At 58.0% G+C, this 23,211-nt stretch carries 21 protein-coding genes; 12 read left to right on the top strand and 9 right to left on the bottom strand.

The features are described from left to right. Window positions 1-91 precede the first annotated feature (91 nt). From N7U68_RS15435 to N7U68_RS15395, 9 genes are all read left to right on the top strand, one after another. Window positions 92-1,315, top strand: coding sequence for a CpaE/TadZ family protein (locus N7U68_RS15435; RefSeq protein ID WP_165194150.1), 1,224 nt, complete (start codon window positions 92-94; stop codon window positions 1,313-1,315). 20 nt (window positions 1,316-1,335) lie between these two features. Beyond that, on the top strand, window positions 1,336-2,814 hold the full coding sequence (locus N7U68_RS15430) for a TadA family conjugal transfer-associated ATPase (protein ID WP_263047389.1): 1,479 nt from the start codon (window positions 1,336-1,338) through the stop codon (window positions 2,812-2,814). Window positions 2,815-2,818: 4 nt separating this feature from the next. Further along, window positions 2,819-3,787 carry a type II secretion system F family protein gene (locus N7U68_RS15425; RefSeq protein ID WP_165194153.1) on the top strand — a complete coding sequence of 323 codons (969 nt, stop codon included), beginning with the start codon at window positions 2,819-2,821 and terminating at the stop codon, window positions 3,785-3,787. Between the two features lie 10 nt (window positions 3,788-3,797). After that, complete coding sequence (locus tag N7U68_RS15420) at window positions 3,798-4,772, top strand: type II secretion system F family protein (RefSeq protein ID WP_165194154.1); 975 nt, start codon at window positions 3,798-3,800, stop codon at window positions 4,770-4,772. Window positions 4,773-4,833: 61 nt separating this feature from the next. Further along, a complete protein-coding gene (locus N7U68_RS15415) occupies window positions 4,834-5,346 on the top strand; it encodes a tetratricopeptide repeat protein (protein WP_263049171.1) in 513 nt (170 codons plus the stop codon). A 29-nt stretch (window positions 5,347-5,375) separates the two neighbouring features. Further along, a complete protein-coding gene (locus N7U68_RS15410) occupies window positions 5,376-6,233 on the top strand; it encodes a tetratricopeptide repeat protein (RefSeq protein ID WP_263047388.1) in 858 nt (285 codons plus the stop codon). Between the two features lie 31 nt (window positions 6,234-6,264). Continuing rightward, entirely contained in the window at window positions 6,265-6,759 is a 495-nt protein-coding gene (locus tag N7U68_RS15405; RefSeq protein ID WP_263049170.1) for a prepilin peptidase, read from the top strand. Window positions 6,760-6,840: 81 nt separating this feature from the next. Then, window positions 6,841-8,151: a DUF8689 domain-containing protein gene (locus N7U68_RS15400; protein ID WP_165194159.1), complete on the top strand. Its 1,311-nt coding sequence runs from the start codon at window positions 6,841-6,843 to the stop codon at window positions 8,149-8,151. 115 nt (window positions 8,152-8,266) lie between these two features. After that, the gene (locus N7U68_RS15395) at window positions 8,267-10,687 is read left to right on the top strand and encodes a ligase-associated DNA damage response DEXH box helicase (protein WP_263047387.1); all 2,421 of its coding nucleotides are present in this window, start codon (window positions 8,267-8,269) and stop codon (window positions 10,685-10,687) included. Here N7U68_RS15395 and N7U68_RS15390 read toward each other — a convergent pair. Continuing rightward, the gene (locus N7U68_RS15390; protein ID WP_165194162.1) at window positions 10,675-11,073 is read right to left on the bottom strand and encodes a c-type cytochrome; all 399 of its coding nucleotides are present in this window, start codon (window positions 11,071-11,073) and stop codon (window positions 10,675-10,677) included. The two genes, N7U68_RS15395 and N7U68_RS15390, sit on opposite strands and share 13 nt — an antisense overlap. 148 nt (window positions 11,074-11,221) lie before the next feature. After that, window positions 11,222-12,796, bottom strand: a complete 1,575-nt coding sequence (locus N7U68_RS15385; protein WP_263047386.1) for a lysine--tRNA ligase — start codon at window positions 12,794-12,796, stop codon at window positions 11,222-11,224. Between the two features lie 118 nt (window positions 12,797-12,914). On the opposite strand from N7U68_RS15385, the gene N7U68_RS15380 reads away from it, so the two are divergent. The 3 genes from N7U68_RS15380 (at window position 12,915) to N7U68_RS15370 (ending at window position 15,076) form a co-directional block, all read left to right on the top strand. Next, a complete protein-coding gene (locus N7U68_RS15380; protein ID WP_165194165.1) occupies window positions 12,915-13,340 on the top strand; it encodes a tellurite resistance TerB family protein in 426 nt (141 codons plus the stop codon). An 80-nt stretch (window positions 13,341-13,420) separates the two neighbouring features. Then, the gene (locus tag N7U68_RS15375) at window positions 13,421-13,657 is read left to right on the top strand and encodes an Lrp/AsnC ligand binding domain-containing protein (protein WP_263047385.1); all 237 of its coding nucleotides are present in this window, start codon (window positions 13,421-13,423) and stop codon (window positions 13,655-13,657) included. Between the two features lie 3 nt (window positions 13,658-13,660). Continuing rightward, window positions 13,661-15,076: an FAD-binding oxidoreductase gene (locus tag N7U68_RS15370; protein WP_263047384.1), complete on the top strand. Its 1,416-nt coding sequence runs from the start codon at window positions 13,661-13,663 to the stop codon at window positions 15,074-15,076. 37 nt (window positions 15,077-15,113) lie between these two features. Here the strand turns inward: N7U68_RS15370 and N7U68_RS15365 are convergent, their stop codons facing one another. The 7 genes from N7U68_RS15365 to msrC all read right to left on the bottom strand — a co-directional run bounded on the left by N7U68_RS15365 (window position 15,114) and on the right by msrC (window position 23,206). After that, on the bottom strand, window positions 15,114-17,564 hold the full coding sequence (locus tag N7U68_RS15365; RefSeq protein WP_263047383.1) for a GcvT family protein: 2,451 nt from the start codon (window positions 17,562-17,564) through the stop codon (window positions 15,114-15,116). A 64-nt stretch (window positions 17,565-17,628) separates the two neighbouring features. Then, complete coding sequence (locus N7U68_RS15360) at window positions 17,629-18,525, bottom strand: homocysteine S-methyltransferase family protein (RefSeq protein ID WP_263047382.1); 897 nt, start codon at window positions 18,523-18,525, stop codon at window positions 17,629-17,631. Between the two features lie 57 nt (window positions 18,526-18,582). Next, entirely contained in the window at window positions 18,583-21,027 is a 2,445-nt protein-coding gene (locus tag N7U68_RS15355; protein ID WP_263047381.1) for a GcvT family protein, read from the bottom strand. Window positions 21,028-21,070: 43 nt separating this feature from the next. After that, on the bottom strand, window positions 21,071-21,448 hold the full coding sequence (locus N7U68_RS15350; RefSeq protein ID WP_263047380.1) for a GFA family protein: 378 nt from the start codon (window positions 21,446-21,448) through the stop codon (window positions 21,071-21,073). Between the two features lie 2 nt (window positions 21,449-21,450). Continuing rightward, entirely contained in the window at window positions 21,451-22,074 is a 624-nt protein-coding gene (locus N7U68_RS15345; RefSeq protein WP_263047379.1) for a LysE family translocator, read from the bottom strand. Window positions 22,075-22,081: 7 nt separating this feature from the next. Next, window positions 22,082-22,654, bottom strand: coding sequence for a helix-turn-helix domain-containing protein (locus N7U68_RS15340; RefSeq protein ID WP_165194178.1), 573 nt, complete (start codon window positions 22,652-22,654; stop codon window positions 22,082-22,084). Between the two features lie 93 nt (window positions 22,655-22,747). After that, window positions 22,748-23,206 (bottom strand): free L-methionine (R)-S-oxide reductase MsrC, encoded by a 459-nt coding sequence (msrC, locus tag N7U68_RS15335; RefSeq protein ID WP_263047378.1) that lies wholly within the window; start codon window positions 23,204-23,206, stop codon window positions 22,748-22,750. Window positions 23,207-23,211 lie beyond the last annotated feature (5 nt).

Raw genomic sequence — 23,211 nt, 5'->3', positions numbered from 1 at the left:
GCGCAGCAGGGACGCGCCGACAGTTCGCCCCAAAACGACCAATCGTAGAGGCGCCGGTACAGGTGACGCGGAAAAATAGGACCGAAACGCAATGAGCAGTGCGATACAACAACCAGATGCCAGCCCGATCGTCGCGTGTACGATCAGCCGGGACGTGCGCAACTTTGATCTGCTGATCGAAGATATGGAAGCCGCCCTTGGCGAAGCCTGGGGCGATCTCGGGTTTCCCGAGGCGCTGTCGTACCTGAAACAAACCGAGGCTGAGGCGCTCGAATTCGTTGCAATTGCGATAGACCAGTCTGACGAAGCACGCCTGACAATGATCAGCGAAATCATTACCCTGGCGCGGATGCGCGGAATTAAGGTGATCTTGATCGCCGATGACGTCAGCCCTGCGGCGTTGCACCAGTTGCTGCGCGAAGGTGCCGACGAGTTTGTGCCCTACCCCCTCCCCGAGAACGAGCTGCAGGCGGCGATCGAACGACTGCGCAAGCCCGATCCGGCACCGGCCGCATCGACCGCTCCTACAGCCACCGCAGAAGATGGCGTTATGCTGGGTGTACATGGCCTCGCCGGAGGGACCGGTGCCACGACGTTGGCAGTGAACCTCGCGTGGGAACTGGCGACTGTGGCCAAGGAAAACGCCCCTCGCGTCTGCATTCTTGACCTGAGCCTGCAATTTGGTTCGGTCTCGACCTTTCTGGATCTGCCGCGCCGCGATGCCGTTTACGAAATGTGGTCAGACACCGAAGCGATGGACGAAGACATCTTTAAGCAGGCTCTGGTCAGCTACGAGGATCGGCTTTGGGTTTTGACTGCGCCGCCCGAGGTACTGCCGCTCGATCTGATCTCACCCGATGATGTGAACAGGGTGCTGGAACAGGCTCGCAAGCATTTCGATTACGTGATTGTCGACATGCCAACCACGCTGGTGCAATGGACTGAAACAGTCCTGACTGCCGCGCAAATCTACTTTGTCACGCTTGAGATGGATATGCGGTCAGCGCAGAACACGCTGCGCCTGAAACGCGCGCTCAAGGCAGAAGACCTGCCACTGGAACGGCTGCGTTTCTGCGTCAACCGCGCGCCCAAGTTTACCGACCTGAATGGTAAATCGCGGATCAAGCGGATGGCGGAAAGTCTGGAAATCGGGATCGAACTGCAGTTGCCCGACGGCGGTAAGGCCGTCAGCCAAGGGGCCGACCACGGCCTGCCGCTGGCCTCATCGGCACCCAAGAATCCGCTGCGCAAGGAAATCGCCAAGCTGGCCTCTTCTTTGCATGAATTGGGCAAGAGTGATGCCGAAGCGGCATAGTTATTGATAGGGGCGAGTAAATGTTTTCACGTTACAAAAAGCCAACCAGCGCGGCTCCGGCTAAAGCGGACGCGCTATCCAAGGGCAAGCCCGCTGCCAATGCTGCGGGTCCTGCGAATGCCGCAGCATCAGCAAAGGCTGAAGCTCCGGCTGCCATTACGTCATTGCGGCGCCCCTTGCCGGCCGCAGATGCGAAGGCAGCACCACAGGACAAAGAACGTAAGCGCAAGGAACGGTTAGGCGAAATCAAGCTCGACCTGCATCGCGCCCTGCTCGATAATCTGAACCTCAGCGCGCTGGACACCGCAACAGAATCCGACCTGCGCGCCGAAATCGGCTCGATCGTCGCCGAAGTGCTCGAAGAGCGCAGCATCGTTCTGAATCGTGAAGAGCGCAGCACGCTTACCCAAGAACTGTACGATGAAGTGCGCGGCCTCGGTCCGCTGGAAACGCTTTTGAAGGACGACACCGTTAACGATATCCTCGTCAACGGTCCGCATCAGATTTTCGTCGAGCGTGACGGTAAGCTTTCGCTCAGCGATGTGACGTTCAAAGATGAAAAGCACCTGCTGCGGATCATCGACAAAATCGTGAGCGCGGTCGGACGGCGGGTAGACGAATCGAATCCCTATGTTGATGCGCGTCTATTGGATGGTTCACGTTTCAACGCGATGGTACCGCCCGTTGCCGTGGATGGCAGCCTAGTCTCGATCCGTAAATTCAAAAAGGATAAACTGGGAATTGATGATCTCGTCAGCTTCGGTGCGTTCTCAGAAGAAATGGCCGCCTATCTACAGGCCGCCGTTGCCTGCCGCCTGAACGTCATCGTTTCCGGCGGAACCGGCTCGGGTAAGACAACGACACTCAATGCGCTCAGTTCCTTTATCGACAATGCAGAACGCATTCTGACCATCGAGGATACTGCGGAACTTCAGCTGCAACAGATCCACGTCGGTCGAATGGAAAGCCGCCCCCCCAACGTCGAAGGCAAGGGAGAGGTCAGCCCGCGCGACTGCCTCAAGAACGCGCTGCGGATGCGACCCGATCGCATCATCGTTGGCGAGACGCGCGGCGAGGAAGTCATCGACATGCTGCAAGCAATGAACACGGGCCACGACGGTTCTATGACGACGATTCACGCCAACAACCCGCGTGATGGTGTCAGCCGTCTGGAAAACATGGTGGCGATGGCAGGGATTGAGATGCCGTTAAAAGCTGTGCGCTCACAGATTGCATCCGCTGTGAACCTGATCGTGCAGGCAAGCCGTCTACAGGATGGCAGTCGTCGCATGACCTCAATCACCGAGATCACCGGTATGGAGGGTGAAGTGATTTCGATGCAGGAAATCTTCCGCTTCCAGCGCGTCGGCCTGACCCCCGAGAACAAGATCATCGGCCATTTCACAGCGACCGGCGTACGCTCCAACTATTCCGAGCGGTTCCGTCTGTGGGGCTATGATTTGCCGGCCAGCATCTATGAACCCGTGAGACCGGAGTAATCCCATGAGCATCAGCGCAGAACCAATTATCTACGGCCTCATCTTTGTTGGCGTTCTGGTGCTTGTCGAAGGCATCTACCTGACCGTCTTTGGCAAATCCATCAGTCTGAATAGCCGCGTGAACCGCCGTCTGGAGATGCTGGACAAGAGCGGCAATCGCGAAGAAGTCATGGAAAAGCTTCGCAAGGAGATGCAGCAGCACCTCAAGGCGCGACGCATTCCGCTGTATTCAATCCTGTCGGCCAAAGCACAAAAGGCCGCGATTGCATTCACGCCCAAGCAATTGATCATGCTGATGGGGGGTCTGGCCGCGCTCGCATTTATCGGTCTGTCGGTCGGAACTGCTACCTCCGTTCCAATCCGCGCAGTCGTCTCTGTCGCCATGGGTGTGGGCGGTGTCTTTACCTGGATTTCGATGAAAGCAGGCAAGCGTATGGCGATGCTAGAAGAACAATTGCCAGATGCGATCGAACTCATGGTGCGTTCCTTGCGGGTGGGTCATCCCTTTTCATCAGCGATCTCGATCGTCGCGACCGAAGTCGGGGATCCATTAGCCAGCGAATTCGGCATGATTGCGGATGAGGCGGCCTATGGCCGTGACGTAGGTGAGGCGCTCAAGGAAATGGCCGAACGGTTGGACATGCAGGACTTGCGCTTTCTCGCTGTCGCGGTGACCATTCAGCAGCAATCGGGTGGTAACCTGGCCGAGATCCTCGACGGTCTGGCCAAGGTCATCCGCGCGCGATTCCGCCTGTTTCGCCGCGTCAAGGCGATCACTGCCGAAGCCAAATGGTCAGGCAAGTTCCTGTCAGGTTTCCCGCTGCTGGCAATGGTCGGCATTCAGCTGATCGACCCGAATTACTATGACAAGGTGCTGGACCACCCCTATTTCATCCCCGCCTGTCTGGTTGTCGGTGTGTTTCTGGTACTGAACCTGATCGTTATGCGCGCCCTTGTGAATATCAAAGTTTGAGAGGCCAGATATGTCATTTCTCAACGAAATCCTGACCGGCGCATTGGGCCCTTTCGGCCCGATTATCGCCGTTGGTATGCTTGGGGTTTTCCTGATCCTGATCACGATTGCGATCATGCTGAACCAGCGCGACGATCCGCTGACCAAGCTGAAAAAATCTCAGGCCAGCCGCAACGCCGGGCAAACCAGCACACAAAAACTGCGCTCCGGCTCACGCAATGAAAAGCTGGACAAATATGCCACGTTTCTTGAGCCACAAGACGAGAAACAATATTCCGAGATGCGCCTGACCCTGCTTCAGGCAGGGTATCGCAACCGCGACGCGGTGCGTTATTTTCACTTTGCGCAATTCTCCCTCGGGATCGGCCTCTTGGTTCTGGGCGTACTCTACTACGTCGCTTTCAAGTCGGGCGGTGAAACAGACACCAAAACCATGCTGCTATACATTCTAGGTCCAGGTGGCGCCGGTTACATGCTGCCGAAATATTGGATCACCAAGCGCAAGCAAACGCGGCAGGATGAAATCACCGACGGTTTCCCCGACAGCTTGGACATGATGTTGGTTTGTATCGAGGCGGGTCAATCTCTGGACCAGTCGATCATTCGCGTCAGTCAGGAAATGCGCGCATCCTATCCGGCACTCGCAGACGAATTCGAAATCGTCAGTCAACAAATCAAGGCCGGGCGCGACAAACCTTCTGTTCTGAATGAAATGTCGGAACGTTGCGGTGTACAGGACATCACCAGCTTCGTGACCGTTCTCGTTCAGTCACAGACGTTCGGCACGTCCATCGCAGACGCCTTGCGCGTTTACGCCGGCGAAATGCGCGACAAGCGCGTGATGCGTGCCGAAGAAAAGGCCAACAAGCTGCCAACAAAGATGACATTGGCCACAATGATGCTTACAGTTCCACCACTGTTGATCATCCTTGTAGGACCGTCTGTTCTGGGTATCATGGAACTAACGTCGATGAGTTCGCACTGATCCAACGATAAAAAAATGAGGCCTGATGAAACGAGCGGGCGCAGTAATTTTGGGATGCTTTATGCTGGCAGGCTGTGCAGAGCCTGAGCTGCCAGACAGTCCCTATGCGCCCGGTGTTTCGCGTTCGGGGACGGCAGTCGACGCCACCCTCGTCGGCCACCGCCTGATCCGGGCGGGCGAGCATGAGTTGGCCATCAAGGCCTTTTCACGCGCCGCTTTGGATGAGGGGATGACCCCGGAGATCCTCATCGGCTTTGGCAGTGCGAACCTCGGTCTCGGACGTTTGGGCCAAGCTGAAGAACTGTTGCGGAAAGCCGTCGAGGCAGACGGATCATCGCCTGAAGCGTGGAACAATCTGGGCGTCGTTCTCATGGAAAAAGGTGAAATTGCCGAAGCCAGCGAAGTGTTTCGCCGCGCCTATGCGCTCGATAATGGCGAAAGTGACTCAATTCGCGATAATTTTCGGTTGGCACTCGCAAAACTCGATGATTCCTACTATGCTGGTTCGGAAGAACAAAATTATAAATTGATACGGCGCGGCAGCAGTGACTACCTAATCCGCACGATATCATGATGAGGCTAAGGCAGTAAAAGGACGCAAAAATGCGCCACCCTCTCGTTTTGACGCTCTGTGCAATGGGCAGTTTAGTGCTGTCCGCATGTGAAAAATCTGACAATGCAACTGTGGAACGCTCCTTTCAGGGCGTGAATGTCGTTGATGAAAGCAATCTCAACGATGTGATGCTCACGGTGGCGGACCCCAACGAGGCGGTTGCATATTTTCAGCGCACCGCCGGGGAACAACCCGATCGGATCGATCTGCAACGCAACCTTGCCAAATCGCTTGTGCGCGCCAAACGCAACACCGAGGCAGTTGCCGCATGGAAACGTGTCGTCGACCACAAAGAGGCCAACGACGAGGACAAGGTAGATTTGGCCGATGCTCTGATCCGGAACAATGAATGGGAACAGGCCGAGACCGTGCTGAATGGCGTTCCGCCCACCTATGAGACATTCAAGCGCTACCGGCTGGAGGCTATGATCGCCGATAGCAACAAGGAATGGAAACGCGCTGACAGTTTCTATGAAACGGCCGTGGGCCTGACCACGCGGCCCGCAGGCGTGATGAACAACTGGGGTTATTCCAAACTGACACGCGGCGATTTTGCCGATGCAGAGCGGCTGTTTACCGATGCGATCCGTCTGGATCAGTCGCTGTTCACTGCCAAAAACAACCTCGTATTGGCGCGCGGGGCACAGCGCAATTACACGCTGCCAGTCATGCCTGTCAGCCAGACCGAACGCGCGCAACTGCTATATACTTTAGGCCTCGCGGCAATAAAACAGGGCGACGTGACGACCGGCAAAGGCCTGTTGCGCGATGCGATCGACACCCACCCACAACATTTCGAAGCCGCTGTGCGCTCGATGCGTGCCTTGGAAAACACCGCGGTCAACTGACTCGCGCCACCGCAAAGGGGCCCGGCCCATGATGCAAATCACCGCAAGCTCAGCCATGTGGTTCCTTCCCTTTGTCCTTCCCGTTTGCCTTTGGGTAGCGTGGAGTGATCTGCGGGTGATGAAGATTCCCAACCTCGCCGTCTTGGCGCTAGCCGCAATCTTTTTGATCGTGGGATTGATCGCCCTTCCGTTTGATCAATATATTTGGCGACTGGTTCAACTGATTATCGTGCTTCTGGTGGGGATCGTGATGAATGCCGCCGGCCTGATTGGCGCAGGCGATGCGAAATTCGCTGCGGCAGCTGCACCTTTTATCGCGTTGGGCGATCTGCGCCTGCTCTGCGTGATACTTGCCGCGAACCTATTGGCCGGATTTACCGCGCATCGTATTGCCAAATACACGTCACTGCGTCAGTTGGCCCCCGAATGGGAGAGCTGGTCACGCGGCAAGAAATTCCCGATGGGTCTGTGCCTGGGTGGCACATTGGCTATCTATCTGGTGTTGGGCGCACTTTACGGCGCCTGATACCGCCCGACCCGCGCCATATTTTCTGCACCTTTATCTGGCAGTTTCGCAATCGAGCGACCTGATACGAGGCCAGACACAATGAATATGCAGATCACCGAAGGCGTGAAGCCACCCCCGCCGCCCACCACGCTGGACGATATGCGCCTGCCCGTCGTCATGATGCGTGACATCCTGATCAAGACGATGTTCCGCAAGTCGATTGATATGGTCAGCGAACTGGCCAGAGCCGTCTGCTTGCCCCGAACCGTCACGCAGGAACTGGTCGACATGGCCCGTGAGCAACGTCTGCTAGAAGCCACTGGCACAATGAGTGCCACAGCGGGTAGCGAAATGGGCTACCAGTTGACTGACATGGGCAAGGCGCGCGCTCTCGACGCCTTGCAACAATCTGAGTACTATGGCGCGATGCCCGTGCCCCTCAGTGTGTATGCCGAACAGGTGCGGCGCCAATCAATTCGCAATATCCAGATCACGCGCGAAGAGCTAACCGGGGCGATGGGCCATCTGGTACTGCCCGACAGCCTGCTGGATCATCTCGGTCCTGCTGTCAGTGCCGGTCGCTCGATTCTGATGTATGGCCCTCCGGGCAACGGTAAATCCAGCATTTCCAATGGTATCCGTGATGCTATGGGGGACAAGATCTATGTCCCGCTTGCCATCGAATACGCAGGTCAGGTGATCACGGTATATGACCCCATCGTGCATTCACGCGCCGAGGCCGAAGAGGACGATCCCAACAGCCTGCGCCGCCGCAGGACATTTGATTCGCGCTACGTACGTTGCGAACGTCCCACGGTGATTACCGGCGGAGAACTGACGCTTGATATGCTCGATCTGGTCTACAATCCCACTGCGCGCACGTATCAGGCACCTTTGCAGCTAAAGGCGACGGGCGGCATTTTCATCGTCGACGACCTTGGCCGTCAGGTCGAGCCGCCTCAGAACCTCGTGAACCGATGGATCGTTCCACTGGAGGAGTCCAAGGATATTCTGGCGCTGCAATCGGGCGAGAAATTCGAGGTGCCGTTTGACACGCTCGCAATTTTCTCAACCAACTTTCACCCCAACAAGATTTTTGACCAAGCCGCGCTGCGCCGGATCTTCTACAAGATCAAGATCGACGGGCCGAGTCAGAAAGATTACCTGAAAATCTTTGCCATGGTCGCGCGCAAGAAACAGCTACCACTGGACGAAGCAGCACTGGTCCACCTGATCAAGAAGAAATACCCGACAATCGACAACACCTACGCCAACTATCAGCCGGTGTTCCTGATCGACCAGATGATTTCGATTTGCCAGTTCGAGGGCATGCCCTATCAGATGACCCCCGACCTGATTGATCGGGCATGGGCGAACATGTTCGTCAAGGACGAGGAAATCGTCAACTAGCACCATTGCGCAAGCGCACCCGATTTTTTGCGAAAATTCGCTTGCTTCGTGCTTTGGCTGCACCGGCCGGACGATTTTTCGCGAAAAATCGTAGCGCGCGCGCTAGGTATTGGGCATGTCTGCCCTGCCTCCCGCTTTTCTCGATTGGTTTTCCGCTCGCGGATGGGACATCCACCCGCATCAACGGACAATGCTGGAGCGGTCGGATGCCTCTGCCCTGTTATTGATCGCGCCCACAGGCGGCGGTAAGACATTGGCAGGATTTCTGCCCACGTTGATCGATCTTGCCAGTGATACACATACCGGCCTGCACACCATTTACATCTCGCCGCTCAAGGCCTTGGCTGCCGACATCCGGCGCAATCTGACAACTCCGGTTGCTGAAATGGGCCTGCCAGTACGGATCGAAGACCGCACTGGCGATACATCCCAGAGCGTCAAGCGCCGTCAGCGCGCAGACCCACCGCATATACTACTAACCACGCCAGAAAGCTTGGCCCTGCTGACCTCCTACGAGGATGCGCCGCGCATTTTCAAAGGGTTGAAACGTGTGGTGGTGGACGAAATACATGCGCTGGCCGAGAGCAAGCGCGGCGATCAGTTGATGCTGGCCTTGGCGCGTCTGCAAACGCTTTGCCCCGATATGCGAAGGGTGGGGTTATCAGCAACGGTAGAAGACCCACCAGCGATTGCGCGGCTGCTTGCGCGGCACCCTGACCCCTGCGAGGTGTTACTGGCCGACCCCGGTCCCGATCCTGATATCGCGATGCTCCAGACAGACGCACCACCCCCGTGGGCGGGTGGCGGCGCAGCGCATGCGATTCCTGCGGTCATGGATCAAATCGAACGCCACAACACGACTCTGATCTTTCATAACACGCGCGCGCAGGCTGAGATTTTCTTTCGCAACCTGTGGCTTGCTAACGACGGGAACCTGCCCATCGGCATCCACCACGGAAGCCTTGATCGCGCGCAACGACAACGGGTCGAGGCTGCGATGCAACGCGGCGAACTGCGTGCAATCGTTTGCACCGGCAGTCTTGATCTGGGCATTGACTGGGGCGACGTGGATCTGGTCATTCAGATTGGCGCCCCCAAAAACGTCAAGCGTCTGGTCCAGCGGATCGGGCGCGCCAACCACCGTTACAACGCGCCATCAAAGGCCCTGTTGGTGCCGGCCAACAGGTTCGAAGTGATAGAATGTCATGCGGCACTGCAAGCGGTAACAGAGCACGCTCTGGACGGTGAGCCGCGCGGGGCCGGTCCATTGGATGTGTTATGTCAACAGATACTGATCACGGCCTGCGCCGGTTCGTTCGCGGCCGACGCACTCTATGCCGAAGTCATCACCGCTGGCCCATATGCGGCCCTTACCCGTGCCGATTTTGAAGCCTGTCTGGATTTCTGTGCGACCGGCGGCTACGCCCTGCGCGCCTATGACCAATGGCAGCGTCTCATCCAGCGTCCCTGCGGGCTGTGGCAGTTGCGCGATCCTCGCAGCGCCCGGTTGATCCGCATGAACCTCGGAACGATTCAGGATAGTGATCTTCTCAAAGTGCGCCTACGCCGCACGCGAGGTGGCAAACCGCTGGGAGAAATCGAGGAAGCGTTCGCCGCCACGCTCACCCCAGGCGATACATTTCTGATCGGCGGACATGTGGTACGCTATGAGGGTTTGCGCGAAATGACCGTCGAAGTCACCCGCGACAAGGGCCACAAGCCAAAGATTGCAACATTCTCGGGGACCAAATTCGCGACATCAACCCAGCTAAGCCAACGCATATTGGACATGTTCGCACAAGATGATTGGCCTGCCTTGCCTGACCACACACGCGAGTGGTTACGTCTGCAACAACAAGTGTCGCGCCTACCAGAACGTGGTAGCCTTCTAATTGAGAGCTTTCCCCATGAGGGCCGCGAATATGCCTGCATCTATGGCTTCGCCGGGCGCAATGCGCAGCAAACGCTTGGCTTGCTCTTGACCAACAGAATGGAAGCACTGGATTTAGCACCTCTCGGGTTCGTATCGACAGACTATGCTACGCTGATCTGGGGGCTGGAGCCGCTGACCGATCCCGGCCCGCTGTTTGATCCGGCCGACCTTCGCGCGGGGCTGGACGTATGGCTGATGGGAAATGCAGTGATGAAGCGCACTTTTCGGGCATCGGCCACGATCGCCGGGTTGATCAACCGCAACACGCCACAAGCCCGTAAATCAGGACGACAGGCGACGTTTTCGTCCGATATCCTTTACGACACATTGGCCAGATATGATCCGGATCACCTCCTGCTGAGGATCACCCGGAACGAGGCAATGCGCGGCTTGGTCGATTTCGGGCGCATCGAAGAAATGATCGCACGGATCAACGGGCGGATTGACCTGCTGCGCCTACCGCGTGTCACCCCGCTGGCCGCGCCGTTGTTTCTAGAGGTCGGGCGCACACCTGTGGAAGGCGCAGGCGTTGAGCGACTTATGGAGGAAGAGACCCGGCGATTAATGCGTGCGGCAGGTTTGGATAGCTCTCAGGTTTCCTGAATGCTTTCCAGATATGCCAACAGTGCCGCCAGCGGGCGCGGTGTGGGTGTCATCACCCCGTCGCCGGTATCTACAGGCACACTCTCGCCCTGCAATAACGCTCCGAATTCCGGCATCTGCTGGTCAGGCAATCCAGCACGATGATAACCGTCGATCACCGACAGAACGCGCGCTCGGGGAAATATTCCAGTCGGGGATAGTTGCGTCAGGTCAGCCGGCTTGGGGTCCACCACAGAGGCCCATGATCCATTTCCCTTGCCCGCGGGCCCATGGCACTGGCTGCAGTACTGCGCATATAGCACCCGGCCTTCGTCCGGCTCTGGCATCGACACGGACGCGCAAGCCGCCAAAAAACCAAGCATTGTCAAGTATATCAGGTATTTCATAACGGGCCTCCTTTGCGCATTTTCCGGGTATCGGAGTGCGTTCACCTTGATCTGGCGCAAAAAATAACGCTTCGCCTTGCAATTCCCTTGCGGGCCAACAACGTCATACGAAGTCGGCCCCCAAAGGTGCGGTAAAAGCAGACAGCCGTCAGGCCAGTTCGCCCGCCAGCGCCCCATCGATCAGCGCAATCGTTTCGTCCACGCCATATAGCGCAATGAACCCACCAAAGCGGGGGCCCTGACTCGCGCCCAGCAACACCTCATACAGTGCTTTGAACCAATCGCGCAGTGGATCGAACCGGTCGCGGCCAACGGCGTAAACCACTGATTGCAATGCCTCATCCTCGACCGGGCCATCATACCCGGCCAAATCTGCGCGCAGGGCCTCCAACGCTTCGCGTTCGGCATCCGTCGGTGCGCGATACACCTTCTGCGGCTTTACAAAATCATTGTAGTACCGCAGTGCGAATCCAACAGCCCGGTCCAGATCTGGGTGGCTTTCGGCACTGGCGTCGGGTGCATATCGCTGGATGAACCCCCAAAGCTGCGCTTTTTCCTCGGCCCCTGCGACAGAGGCGAGGTTCAACAGCATCGCAAACGGCACCACCATGTTGCTGGCGGGTACGTTATGGCCGTGGATGTGAAACACCGGGTTGTTCACACGCGCTGCCGCATCTTGTCCGGCATACGCGCGCAGTTGCTGATGATACTCATCCACAGCCTTGGGGATTACATCGAAATGCATCCGTTTCGCCGTCTTGGGTTTCTGGTACATGAAGTACGACAGACTTTCGGTCGAGGCATAGCTCAGCCATTCGTCGATCGAGATACCATTGCCTGAGGATTTGCTGATCTTCTGGCCGTTCTCATCTAGGAATAACTCATAGGTGAAGTGTTCCGGCTTGCGGCCACCGAGGATTTCGCAAATCCGGTCATAGATCGGCGTATTCGTGCTGTGGTCCTTGCCGTACATCTCGAAATCGACATCCAGCGCGGCCCAACGCGCCCCGAAATCGGGTTTCCATTGCAGCTTCACGTTACCGCCAGTCACCGGCAACGTCATTTCGGTGCCATCTTCCGTATCAAAGGTAATCGTACCTTCCTTGGCATCCACATGCTTCATCGGGACGTACATCACCCGTCCCGTTTCCGGGTGGATAGGAAGAAAGATTGAATAGGTCTGCTGACGTTCTTCACGCAAGCTTTTCAGCATCACCTTCATCACGTCGTCATATCGCTCTGCTGCGCGCAACAGAATCGCATCGAATTGGCCCGAGCGATAGAATTCGGTGGCCGAGATAAACTCGTACTCGAAACCAAAGGTATCAAGAAACCGCCGCAGCATGGCATTGTTATGATCGCCAAAGCTTTGGAATTTCTCGAAAGGGTCGGGCACTGACGTGAGCGGCTTTTGCAGATGTTCTTGCAATGCCTCGGGGTTGGGCACGTTGCCCGGCACCTTGCGCATCCCGTCCAGATCGTCAGAAAAACAAATCAGCTTAGTCGGGATATCGCTGATGATCTCGAACGCACGGCGGATCATCGTCGTACGCGCGACCTCGCCGAATGTCCCGATATGCGGCAGGCCGCTGGGTCCATATCCGGTTTCAAACAGCACATATCCCTTTTCGGGTGGTGCCTTTTCGTACCGTTTCAACAGGCGGCGCGCTTCTTCAAAAGGCCAGGCTTTCGATTGCATCGCGGCGTCGCGCAGATCGGACATTGGGAACACTCCTGATTTTCCGCGGCACTTGAGCGCGCCACAGGTCCGCTGCTACCTATTGCCGAGGCGGACCACAGTCAATAATCTCTGGCGCAACGCACCGCGCAAAGGAACCCCCATGACCGAGCAGATTCAGCACCCCCTCAGCCCACAGGATTGCCTTGTGGCCGTCATGGTCGCAGTGTCAGCCTCTGACGAAAACATTCGCACCGCCGAATTGGTCAAGATTGAATCAGCCGTGAACAACCTACCGGTTTTCGCCGACTATGATCTGGACCGTATGAACAGTGCCGCACAGACCGTATTCGATCTTTTTACGGTCGAGGACGGGCTTGATGCTCTCTTTGGTCTCGTTCGCGACAACCTGCCCGAACGCCTCTTTGAGACCGCCTATGCATTGGCCTGCGATGTCGCTGCGGCGGATGGTAAGCTGGAGCATACCGAGCTGCGTTTGCTGGAGGAAATTCGGTATGAGTTGAACATCGACCGTCTGCACGCTGCGGCCATCGAACGCGGCAGCCGGGCGCGGCACCTCACCCTCTGAGCATAGATGACACATGGCGCGCACCGGTCGCCTCATACGACGCCCACCCATGCGCCAAACATAGATCAGGAGACACCTCAATGCGTTGCGCTTTCGTCAACATCCGCTGCCGCCCCGGCACCACCTACACCGTCGCCGAAAAGATCGCCCTGCGAGAGATGCATTCCGAGCTTTACTCGACCTCCGGACCATTTGATCTGTTGCTGAAGATGTATGTCCCAGAGGACGAAGATGTAGGCAAGTTCATCAATGATGGTTTGCAGGGTATCGACGGGATCGAGCGCACCGAAACCACTCTAACGTTCAAGGCATTCTGACACATGCAGACAATTGTCGACGCACTCGCATCCATCGTCGGAACCGCCCATGTGCTGACCGGGGCGGACGCGGCACCCTACGCTGTCGACTGGGAGGAGCGTCCCCAAGGAGAACCGATTGCCGTGGCCCGACCCGGAACCACTGCCGAAGTGGCGGCGATCATGCGTCTGGCGAATGAAACGCGTACGCCCGTTGTACCGATATCTGGCAATACCAGTCTCGCCGGGGGAACGGCGGCAAAAGGAGCGATCCTGCTGTCGATGGCACGCATGAACGCCATTCGCGACATCCATCCCTCTGCGCGTACAGCTGTGGTCGAGGCCGGCGCGATCCTGAGTAGCATCCATGACGCAGTAGCCGAGCACGGCCTTATCTTTCCGCTGTTTTTCGGCGCGCGCGGCTCTGCTATGATTGGTGGTGCGCTGTCTACCAATGCTGGCGGGTCGAACGTGGTCCGATACGGCAATACCCGCGACTTGTGTCTGGGAATTGAGGCGGTACTGCCCACGGGCGAGGTCGTTGACCTGATGCGCAAGCTGCACAAGGACAACTCCGGCTATGACTTACGCCATCTACTGATCGGTGCAGAAGGGACGCTGGGCGTCATAACTGCCGCCGTTCTTAAACTGCACCCTGCCCCATTGGCCCATGCGACCGCGATGCTGGCGGTCGAGAATGTGAATGATGCGCTGGGCTTGCTCAACCAATTACAGCGCAGAACGGGAGGTGCGGTACAGGCGTTCGAATACATGCCACGCGCCTATATAGATGCGCATCTGGAGCGTTTTCCGGATGCCCGCGAACCCTTCAGCGAAAGCCACGCGATCAACATCCTGCTCGAAATCGCCACCACGCGCCCGGATGAGGCCCAGCCGGGGAACGATGGACAGACCCCGATTGCCGCGCATCTCGAGGCGGCGCTGGGCGCGCTTTTTGAGGACGGCAAATTGATTGATGCAGTGGTCGCGCAAAACGAGACGCAGCGCGCCGAGATGTGGGCGCGTCGCGAGGCCGCCGCCGAGGTCTGCCGCCTGCATGACCCGATCATCGTCAACGATATCGCGGTTCCTCTTGACCAGATGCAGACCTTGCTGGACCAGATTGCCGCAATCATCGCGGCGCATGATCCGGACGCGCTGGATATCACCGTCGGGCATCTGGGGGATGGCAATCTGCATTTCTCTTGCTGGCCTTCGACCGAGGACACCGCTGTGCATGACGTCATCCACAGCGAAGTCGAACAGGCAACAATTGATCTGGGCGGCAGTTTTTCTGCGGAACATGGCATTGGCACACATAAACGCGACAGCATGACAAAGCACAAAAATCCCGGCGCTCTGGCCGCAATGCGGGCGATAAAGACCGCACTTGATCCCAATGGCATCCTCAACCCCGGCAAGGTATTGCCAGACGCATGAAACGACGCGACCCTGATAGGAGCCGCGCCTTTTCCGCTCAGGCTTTTGCCCGTTCCCCTTTTGGATCGTACATCGGACGCAAGCTGACTTCTGCCTCGACCCGTATCCCGGCAACGTCAATTTCGTAGGACGAGGCCAGCAGTTGATCGGGGCTCTCGCCGTCACACGGGACGTAGCCCATGCCAATCGCACCGCCCAAGGTGTGCCCGTAGTTGCCAGAACTGAGATAGCTCACGATCTGCCCATCACGCACGATTGGTTCGTTGTGATAGAGTAACGGCTCTGGATCAGTCAGGCGGAACTGGACCATGCGGGTTTTCAGCCCTTCCTCTTTCTTGCGCAGAACGGCGTCTCGACCAATGAAATCAGGCTTGGAGGTTTTGACTGCAAAGCCCAGCCCCGCCTCCAGCACATGGTCCTCGCAGGTGATGTCATGGCCAAAGTGGCGGAACCCCTTTTCGATACGGCAACTGTCCATCATGTGCATACCGCACAGCTTTAGCCCCATGTCCTGTCCGGCCTCCCACAACGTCTCGAACGCGTGGCCGGCCATGTCGGAACTGACGTAAATCTCCCATCCCAGTTCGCCCACATAGGTGACACGATGCGCACGCGCGAGGCCCATCCCTAACTCGATCTCTTGCGCGGTGCCGAATGGATTCACGTCATTGCTAAAATCGCTAGGTGATACTTTTTGCAGCAGCTTGCGCGCGTTTGGCCCCATCACGGCCAGCACACCCTCACCTGCGGTCACATCGGTGATCACCACATTGAAATCGCCCTTGTGTCGCTCCATCCACGTCTGATCAGCCAGCCGGGTCGCGCCCGGGGTCACCACCAGATATACCATCTCGCTCAGGCGGGTGACAGTCACATCTGCCTCGATCCCGCCGCGGTTGTTCAGGAATTGGGTGTAGACGATCTTGCCCACTGGTGCCGAATAATCACCGCCGCCAATATAGTTCAGGAACGCCTCGGCGTCCGGGCCTTCAACGCGCAGCTTACCGAAAGAGGACATGTCGTACATGCCGACATTCTCACGAACCGCCTTGTGTTCGGCGGCGGCATTTCCGAACCAGTTCTGCCGCTTCCAAGTGTATTGATATTCACGTTCCTGGCCTTCGTTTGCAAACCAGTTGGCGCGCTCCCACCCGGCGGCCTCGCCCATCACTGCGCCGTTGTCCAACAGATGATGGTGGAACGGTGTTCGCCGAACACCGCGTGCGGTGCGCTTTTGCAGATAGGGAAAGTGGTCAGCATAGAGCAGGCCCAACGTCTCCTTGGACCGCTCAAAGAGGTAATGTTTGTTGCCCTGAAATGGCTGCATCCGGCTGATATCCACATCGCCCAGATCGAACGGTTTTTCACCGCTGTCCATCCACTGGCTCAGCGCATGACCCGCGCCGCCTGCCGACTGAATCCCGATAGAGTTGAACCCGCAGGCAACCCAGACGTTGTCCATCTCAGGTGCCAGACCCAAGTGGTAGGCATCATCGGGGGTAAAGCTTTCTGGGCCATTGAAGAACGTGTGAATACCCGCTTCCGCCAGCATCGGCAGCCGGTTACAGGCAGCCTCCAGAATAGGTTCGAAATGGTCGAAATCCTCGGGGAGTTGATCGAATTCGAAACTATCGGGAATACCGTTCATCCCCCACGGTTTCGAGTGCGGTTCAAATGCACCCAGCAGAATTTTGCCGGCGTCCTCTTTATAGTAGGCGCATTCATCGGGCACCCGCAGGACCGGCATCTGTTTCAGACCTTCAATCGCCTCGGTCACGATGTAGAAATGCTCGCAAGCGTGCAGCGGCACGTTCACACCAGCCATCCGGCCCACTTCGTGCCCCCACATGCCCGCGCAGTTCACGATCATGTCACAAGTGATGTGACCTTGATCGCTGCCATCATCGGCAGCCCAATCGACGCCAGTGACGCGGCGACCGTCCCGTTTCAGGCCTGTGACCTTAACCCGTTCGCGGATCAACGCTCCGTTCTGGCGTGCGCCTTTTGCCAACGCCAACGCAATGTTGGCCGGATCAGCCTGCCCGTCTGTGGGCAGCCAGACCCCCCCTGTCACGCCATCAAGGTTAAGATGTTCATACTTCTCCTTGACCTCGGCGGGTGACAGTTCCTCAACAGGTACGCCAAAGGCACGGGCCATGGCCGCCTGACGAAACAGTTCCTCGCGGCGCTCTGCAGTCAGGGCCGCCGAGACGGACCCCCCCTGACGCAACCCGGTCGCGACGCCGGTTTCGGCCTCCAACCCTTTGTAAAGCTCGGCGGAGTATTTGGCGAGCTTGGTCATGTTCTGACCCGCACGCAACTGCCCGATAAGACCCGCAGCATGCCATGTCGTGCCGGAGGTCAGTTGCTTACGCTCCAGCAGGACAACGTCCTTCCAGCCCATCTTGGCCAGATGATATGCGACCGAGCATCCGACGACGCCACCACCGATGATCACCACACGTGCATTTTGAGGAAGGTCTGTCATTTCGTGTCGTCCTTTATGTCTCTGAATTCGTGGAATGTAAAAGCGTCGGTTGTGCTCGACCGCCTCAGACTATCTCGTGGCCGGCGGCGCGCAGTCGCGCGGCCAGTTCGGTAATGTGATCCGGGCCAACTTCGCAGCAACCGCCAACAATGGTTGCCCCCTGCCCGACCCAACCCATCGAAAACTCGGCGTAGGCGGCAGGGTCCAGATCGGTACGTGTTTCCAGCGCATCGACGGTGGGGTTGTCCTGTTTGAAACCATCGCTGATCCGGGTGAACCCGTTGGCATAGGCCCCGAACGGGCGACCGAACCCCTTGATTATGTCCAACGCCGCCTCGACGGCTTCGGGGCGCGAGCAGTTGACCAGCACCGCGTCTGGTGTATGGCGCGCGACGATCTCCGCGAGATCGCGCAGCGGTTCACCCGACCGCAACACCGTGCCGTCGTCATCATCCACGGTCACTGCCAGCCAGACAGGTTTTTCACATCCTGCACATCCGGTTAATGCGCCATCTGCGTGGGTCAGTGATGCAACCGTCTCGATGATAAAGAGATCGACACGCGCCCGCATCAATGCCACCAGTTCGGCATATAGCGGGGCTGCCACATCCACCGGCGGGCATATATCAGGCCGGTAGGACGCCCCAAGCGGGCCGAGCGATGCAGCGATCCGTCCTGCGCCCGCAGCCGCGCGCGCAGTTTCGGCCTCGGTCAGTGCGCATCCGATGAGCGCCTCGAACTGATCCTCCAGATTCACCTTGGTCAAGCGGTCGCGATGTACGGCATAGGTATTCGTTGTGGCCACTGTCGCACCGGCGCCGTAGTAATCGGTGTGCACCTCTCTCACGATACCGGGTTTCTCCATCATCACGCTGGTGGACCATAGGACCGTCGCCCGATCGCCCGAACGCTTGACGACCTCCTGCCCGATCGAGCCGTCGAGAAGAGTTATCTGTGTCATGGATGAACCTTTGGAATAAGGGGGGATACCGGGCGCTACGCCCGGCACCGGTATTTATCAGGCACGAAGCCGCTCGTTCTGCGGATCCCACAGAGGCTGATCCGGCTGGACCACCGCGCGGCAGCGCTTACCATAGATATCGACTTCCAATTCAGTGCCCGGTTCCGCCAGATCGGCGCGCAGCATGCCCAGCGCAATGCTGGCATTCACACGGTATCCATAGGCGCCGCTAGTGGTTTCTCCGACCACGTCATTGCCGTGCCAGAGTGTCGACATATAAGGCGCATCGGCCTCATCTGCATCCACGAGCAACGTCACGAACCGCTTCTTCGAGCCTTGTTGCTTTTCCACCAGCAACGCCGCCTTACCGACAAAATCCTGTGGTTTGTCGAACTTGATGAACCGTTCCAGCCCCCCTTCGATAAGGCTGTAATCGGTCGAAAGATCGCCCTTCCACGTGCGGTATCCTTTTTCGATCCGCAGAGCGTTCAACGCATACATACCAAAGGGCGTCGCCCCCGCATCAAGGATGGCATCGTAAATACCCGGCATATCATCGTTGGTGGCGTGAACTTCCCAGCCCAACTCGCCAGCGAAACTCACCCGCGCGAGGAAGGCAGGCTTGCCCGCAACGGTGCAATGTTGGTGGCTAAGCCACGCCAGCGACAGATCGGCATCGGTCAATGGCGATAACAGATCGCGCGATTTCGGGCCGGTGACGATCAGCGCGCTGCGCTCGGTCGTGGTCTCCTTCACCTCGACGCCCTCGGGCACCGATTGTCGGATCAGGTCGCCGTCATGCCATTGCGCTGTGGCCGCCGTAATCAGCACAAAGCTGTCCTCAGCGAGGCGTACACATGACATCTCGGTTTTGATTCGACCCCGGCTGTCCGAGACATAGACGAGGTTCATGCGCCCGATTCTTGGCAGCGCTCCTGCCACAAAGCCGCGCAGCCATTCATCCGCGCCTTCGCCCGTTAGCCAGAACCGCGAGAACCCCGGCAAATCAAGGACACCGCACCCGTCGCGGACGGCCTCGCATTCCTCTCGGATGCGTACCTCCCACGGGCCAGAGCGGCCCCATGTGTGCGTTGCCTCCTCAGACGTATCATCGCCCGGCTTTGCGAACCAGTTTGCCCGCTCCCAGCCATTATAGGCGCCCATCACGCCCCCCAATTCGCGAATGCGTGCGTCGTTTGGACCCAGCTTCTTGTCGCGTCCAGCAGGCCATTCATGCTGCGGGAAATGCATTGCGTATTCGTGGCCGTAAACCTCCATCGCCTTGGCGTGGCAGTAATCCTGATCGGTGTAGTCAGTGTACCGGCGTGGGTCGACGGCCCACATGTCATGCTCGGTCTCGCCATGCATGACCCATTCCGCTGCGACCTTGCCCGCGCCGCCACCTTGAGTGATCCCAAAGGTAAAGACGCAAGCCTCAAACGCGTTTGTCACGCCGGGCATGGGGCCAATCAGAGGCAGCCCATCAGGAGCGTAAGGAATTGGGCCATTGATCACCCGACCGACCCCGGCACTACCAAGGATCGGCACCCGTGCCATTGCATCCTCGATATACCATTCCAGCCGCTCCAGATCGTCGGGATAAAGCTGGAAGCTGAAATCTTCGGGCATCGGATCGTCGGGCGTCACCCAATGGGCGCGGCAGTTGCGTTCGTACGGACCTAGGTTCAGGCCGTTCTTGTCCTGCCGCAGATAGTACGAGCTGTCGACATCGCGCAATAGCGGCACTTTGTGGCCCTGCTCTGCTGTCCAGTCCTTTAGCTCACCAATCTCTTCGGTCAGAAAATACTGGTGGCTCATCGTGACCATCGGCACGGTGCGCCCGCCAAACGGCTTGAACCATTCGCCAACACGCTGCGCATAATACCCTGCGGCGTTCACCACTTTTTCGCAGCGGATATCGCCTTTGTCGGTATGCACAATCCACTCGTCACCATCGCGGCTGACGCCCGTTGCAGGGCAGAATCGTTCGATCCGTGCGCCCATCTGACGCGCGCCCTTGGCCAGTGCCTGTGTCAGCTGCGCAGGGTCGATATCACCGTCAGCCGGATCCCACAGACCACCCGCCAGATCGTGCGTTTCAATGAACGGATACCGGCTTTTGATATCCTCCAGACTCATCATGTTCAGTTCGATGCCCTGATGACGCCCCATGGAACACGCGCGCTCGAATTCCTGCATCCGTTCCTTGCTGTGGCCCAACCGGATCGAACCGGTCACATGATAGTTCATCGGGTACTCTACCTCGGCCTCGAGCCGCGAGTAGAGATCCAACGAGTACCGCTGCATGTTCATAACCGCCCAAGAGGTCGAAAAGTTCGGGCAGTTGCCCGCCGCGTGCCATGTAGAGCCTGCGGTCAGTTCGTTCTTCTCCAGCAGCACGCAGTCGCTCCAGCCGCCTTTGGCCAAATGATAGAGCGTCGAGGTGCCGACGACACCGCCGCCAATGATGACCACGCGGGCCGTTGTGGGGAAATCTGCCATGGGTTCGTCTCCGTATTCTTTGTTGTTCTCGTGTGTCGGTCCGTCAGCTTCGCGCGTCTTGCGGCAGCCCGTCAGCAATGTCGTAGTAGTCGCCCTTGTCCGCGACAAAGATGTGCCGCGTCATTTTCAGATCCGTCGGAGTGTCGAGCGCCCCCAGCGCGAAACTGATGGTGCTCTCTGCGTCGGCGGCCCAAAACAGGAACGAACCGCATGTCGGACAAAACCCGCGTTTTGCGGTGTCGCTCGACGCATACCACGTGACATCTCCGGTGATGTGCATTGTATCTTTTGGCACGTAGGCCGAGGCCCACACGTGACCCGACTGGCGTCGACATTGTCCGCAGTGGCACGCGCTGGCGCCTTTCGGCTCAGCAGTCGTTTCAAACGTGACGCCCCCACACAAGCATTGTCCCTTCGTCATGCTCAGATCCTCCCGACAGGTGCGGCGGTGCTGCCCAAGAGCACGCCGTAAATGATGAAACAACCGGCAAGCGCGCGGCGCAGCCAAACGTTAAAGACCGCGCCCAATGCAGCCATACCCAACCCGGCCCCCAGCGCCGTATAACCAAGGTAGCTGAGCGCCGTCAGGCTGAGCGCGGTTGGAAAGATAACCCACATCTGGTCCCAGATCGGCACATCAGGCTGCACGAACTGACTGAACGCCGCCAGATAGCCTGCGACGCTCTTGGGGTTGATTGTGGCGATTGCAAAAGCCCGCCAATAGATCGACCCGGCGGGTCGCGCTGTGACCTTTGCCGGCGTCTTGGCCATGACCCAGCCGCGGATGCCCAGATAGATCAAAAACCCCGCACCGATCAGTTTGGCAATCTGAAAGGCGATCGGCGATGTCGTGATCAGGGCCGTGACACCCAATGCCGACAGCGTGAGAAACAGCGCCGCCTGCGTCAGGATAGCAGCCACGCCGGGCAGGGATCGGCGAAACCCGATCGTCATGCCATTTGTGATACAATTGACCGCGTTCGGCCCCGGCGTGGTGACAAACACCGCCCAGAACACTGCGAACATGATCCATGCCTCCCAGCTCATGCGCGCCTCAATACACCGGCGGGGCGATCACCCAGATCACCACCGCAGGTTCATCATAAGGGTTCATCCACTCAAACGGCTCATTCTTGATTCGAAAGCTGTCACCCAGCCCAACGCTGAACGGACGCCCCGAGATGATCAGGTCAAGCTGTCCGGAAACGACATATCCGACCTCCTGCGTCGGCCGCTCGATAATCTCGCCGCGACGACTGTGTGGCGCAAACGTGGAATGTACGACTTCGAAATCATCGGTCAGATCGGGCGATAGCAACTCTTCGACCAATCCCGCCGCATCTGATCCGATTTGTCGCCGCGCATTTCGGCGCACTATGTGTCCCGCTTCAGCTGCCGGGGCCGCCGTATGGCCAAAAAGCAGCGACACCGACACATCCAGTGCCCCCGCTATATGGCGCAGGTCGTTAACTGATGCTTCGGACAGGTCTCGCTCGACCTGACTGAGCCACCCAACAGAACGCCCCAGCCGCTCTGCCAGATCACTGAGCGTAACACCGCGCGCCTTTCGCAAGGCCCGAAGATCGGCCCCCAGCGTACGCGGTTTGGTCGGATCACTCTGATGCACGGGTATGCTTTCGTGAAAATTTCAACACGAATTTCACGGTGCGTCGATTCCATGAAAAAATCAAATATTTTTTCATGGGGGCGGTAAAATTTATTACCGCACGCCAGCAAACACCTGAGCAAGTAGCTTTGCCAGCTCTGTGGCATCCTCTTGCGTGAAGGCCTCAGGCTGGTCACTGTCGATATCCAACACGCCAATCATGCGTCCCTGCCCATCACACACTGGCAACACGATCTCTGAGCGGGTGGTGCTGGCGCAGGCGATGTGATCGGCGACAGCATGCACATCCGCCACCAGCTGGACCTCTCCGCTTCGGGCCGCCGCACCACAAACTCCTCGCGAAAACGGGATCTGCAGGCACCCATGTCCACCCTGATATGGCCCGATCTTGAGCATTTCCGGCGCGGTCACACGGTAAAACCCAGTCCAGTCAAAGCGATCATCCGCGTGATGCAATTCGCAGGCCATTGTAGCCATCAACGCGACCTCATCCGTTTCGCCCGCAGTCAAGGCCGCAAGCGTCTTGGAAATGTCGGAATAATCAATGCGCATGGTGT

Source organism: Roseovarius pelagicus (assembly GCF_025639885.1).
Taxonomy (GTDB): domain Bacteria; phylum Pseudomonadota; class Alphaproteobacteria; order Rhodobacterales; family Rhodobacteraceae; genus Roseovarius; species Roseovarius pelagicus.
The sequence above is the reverse complement of the archived record's forward strand: the minus strand, read 5'-3'. Positions and strand labels throughout refer to the sequence as shown.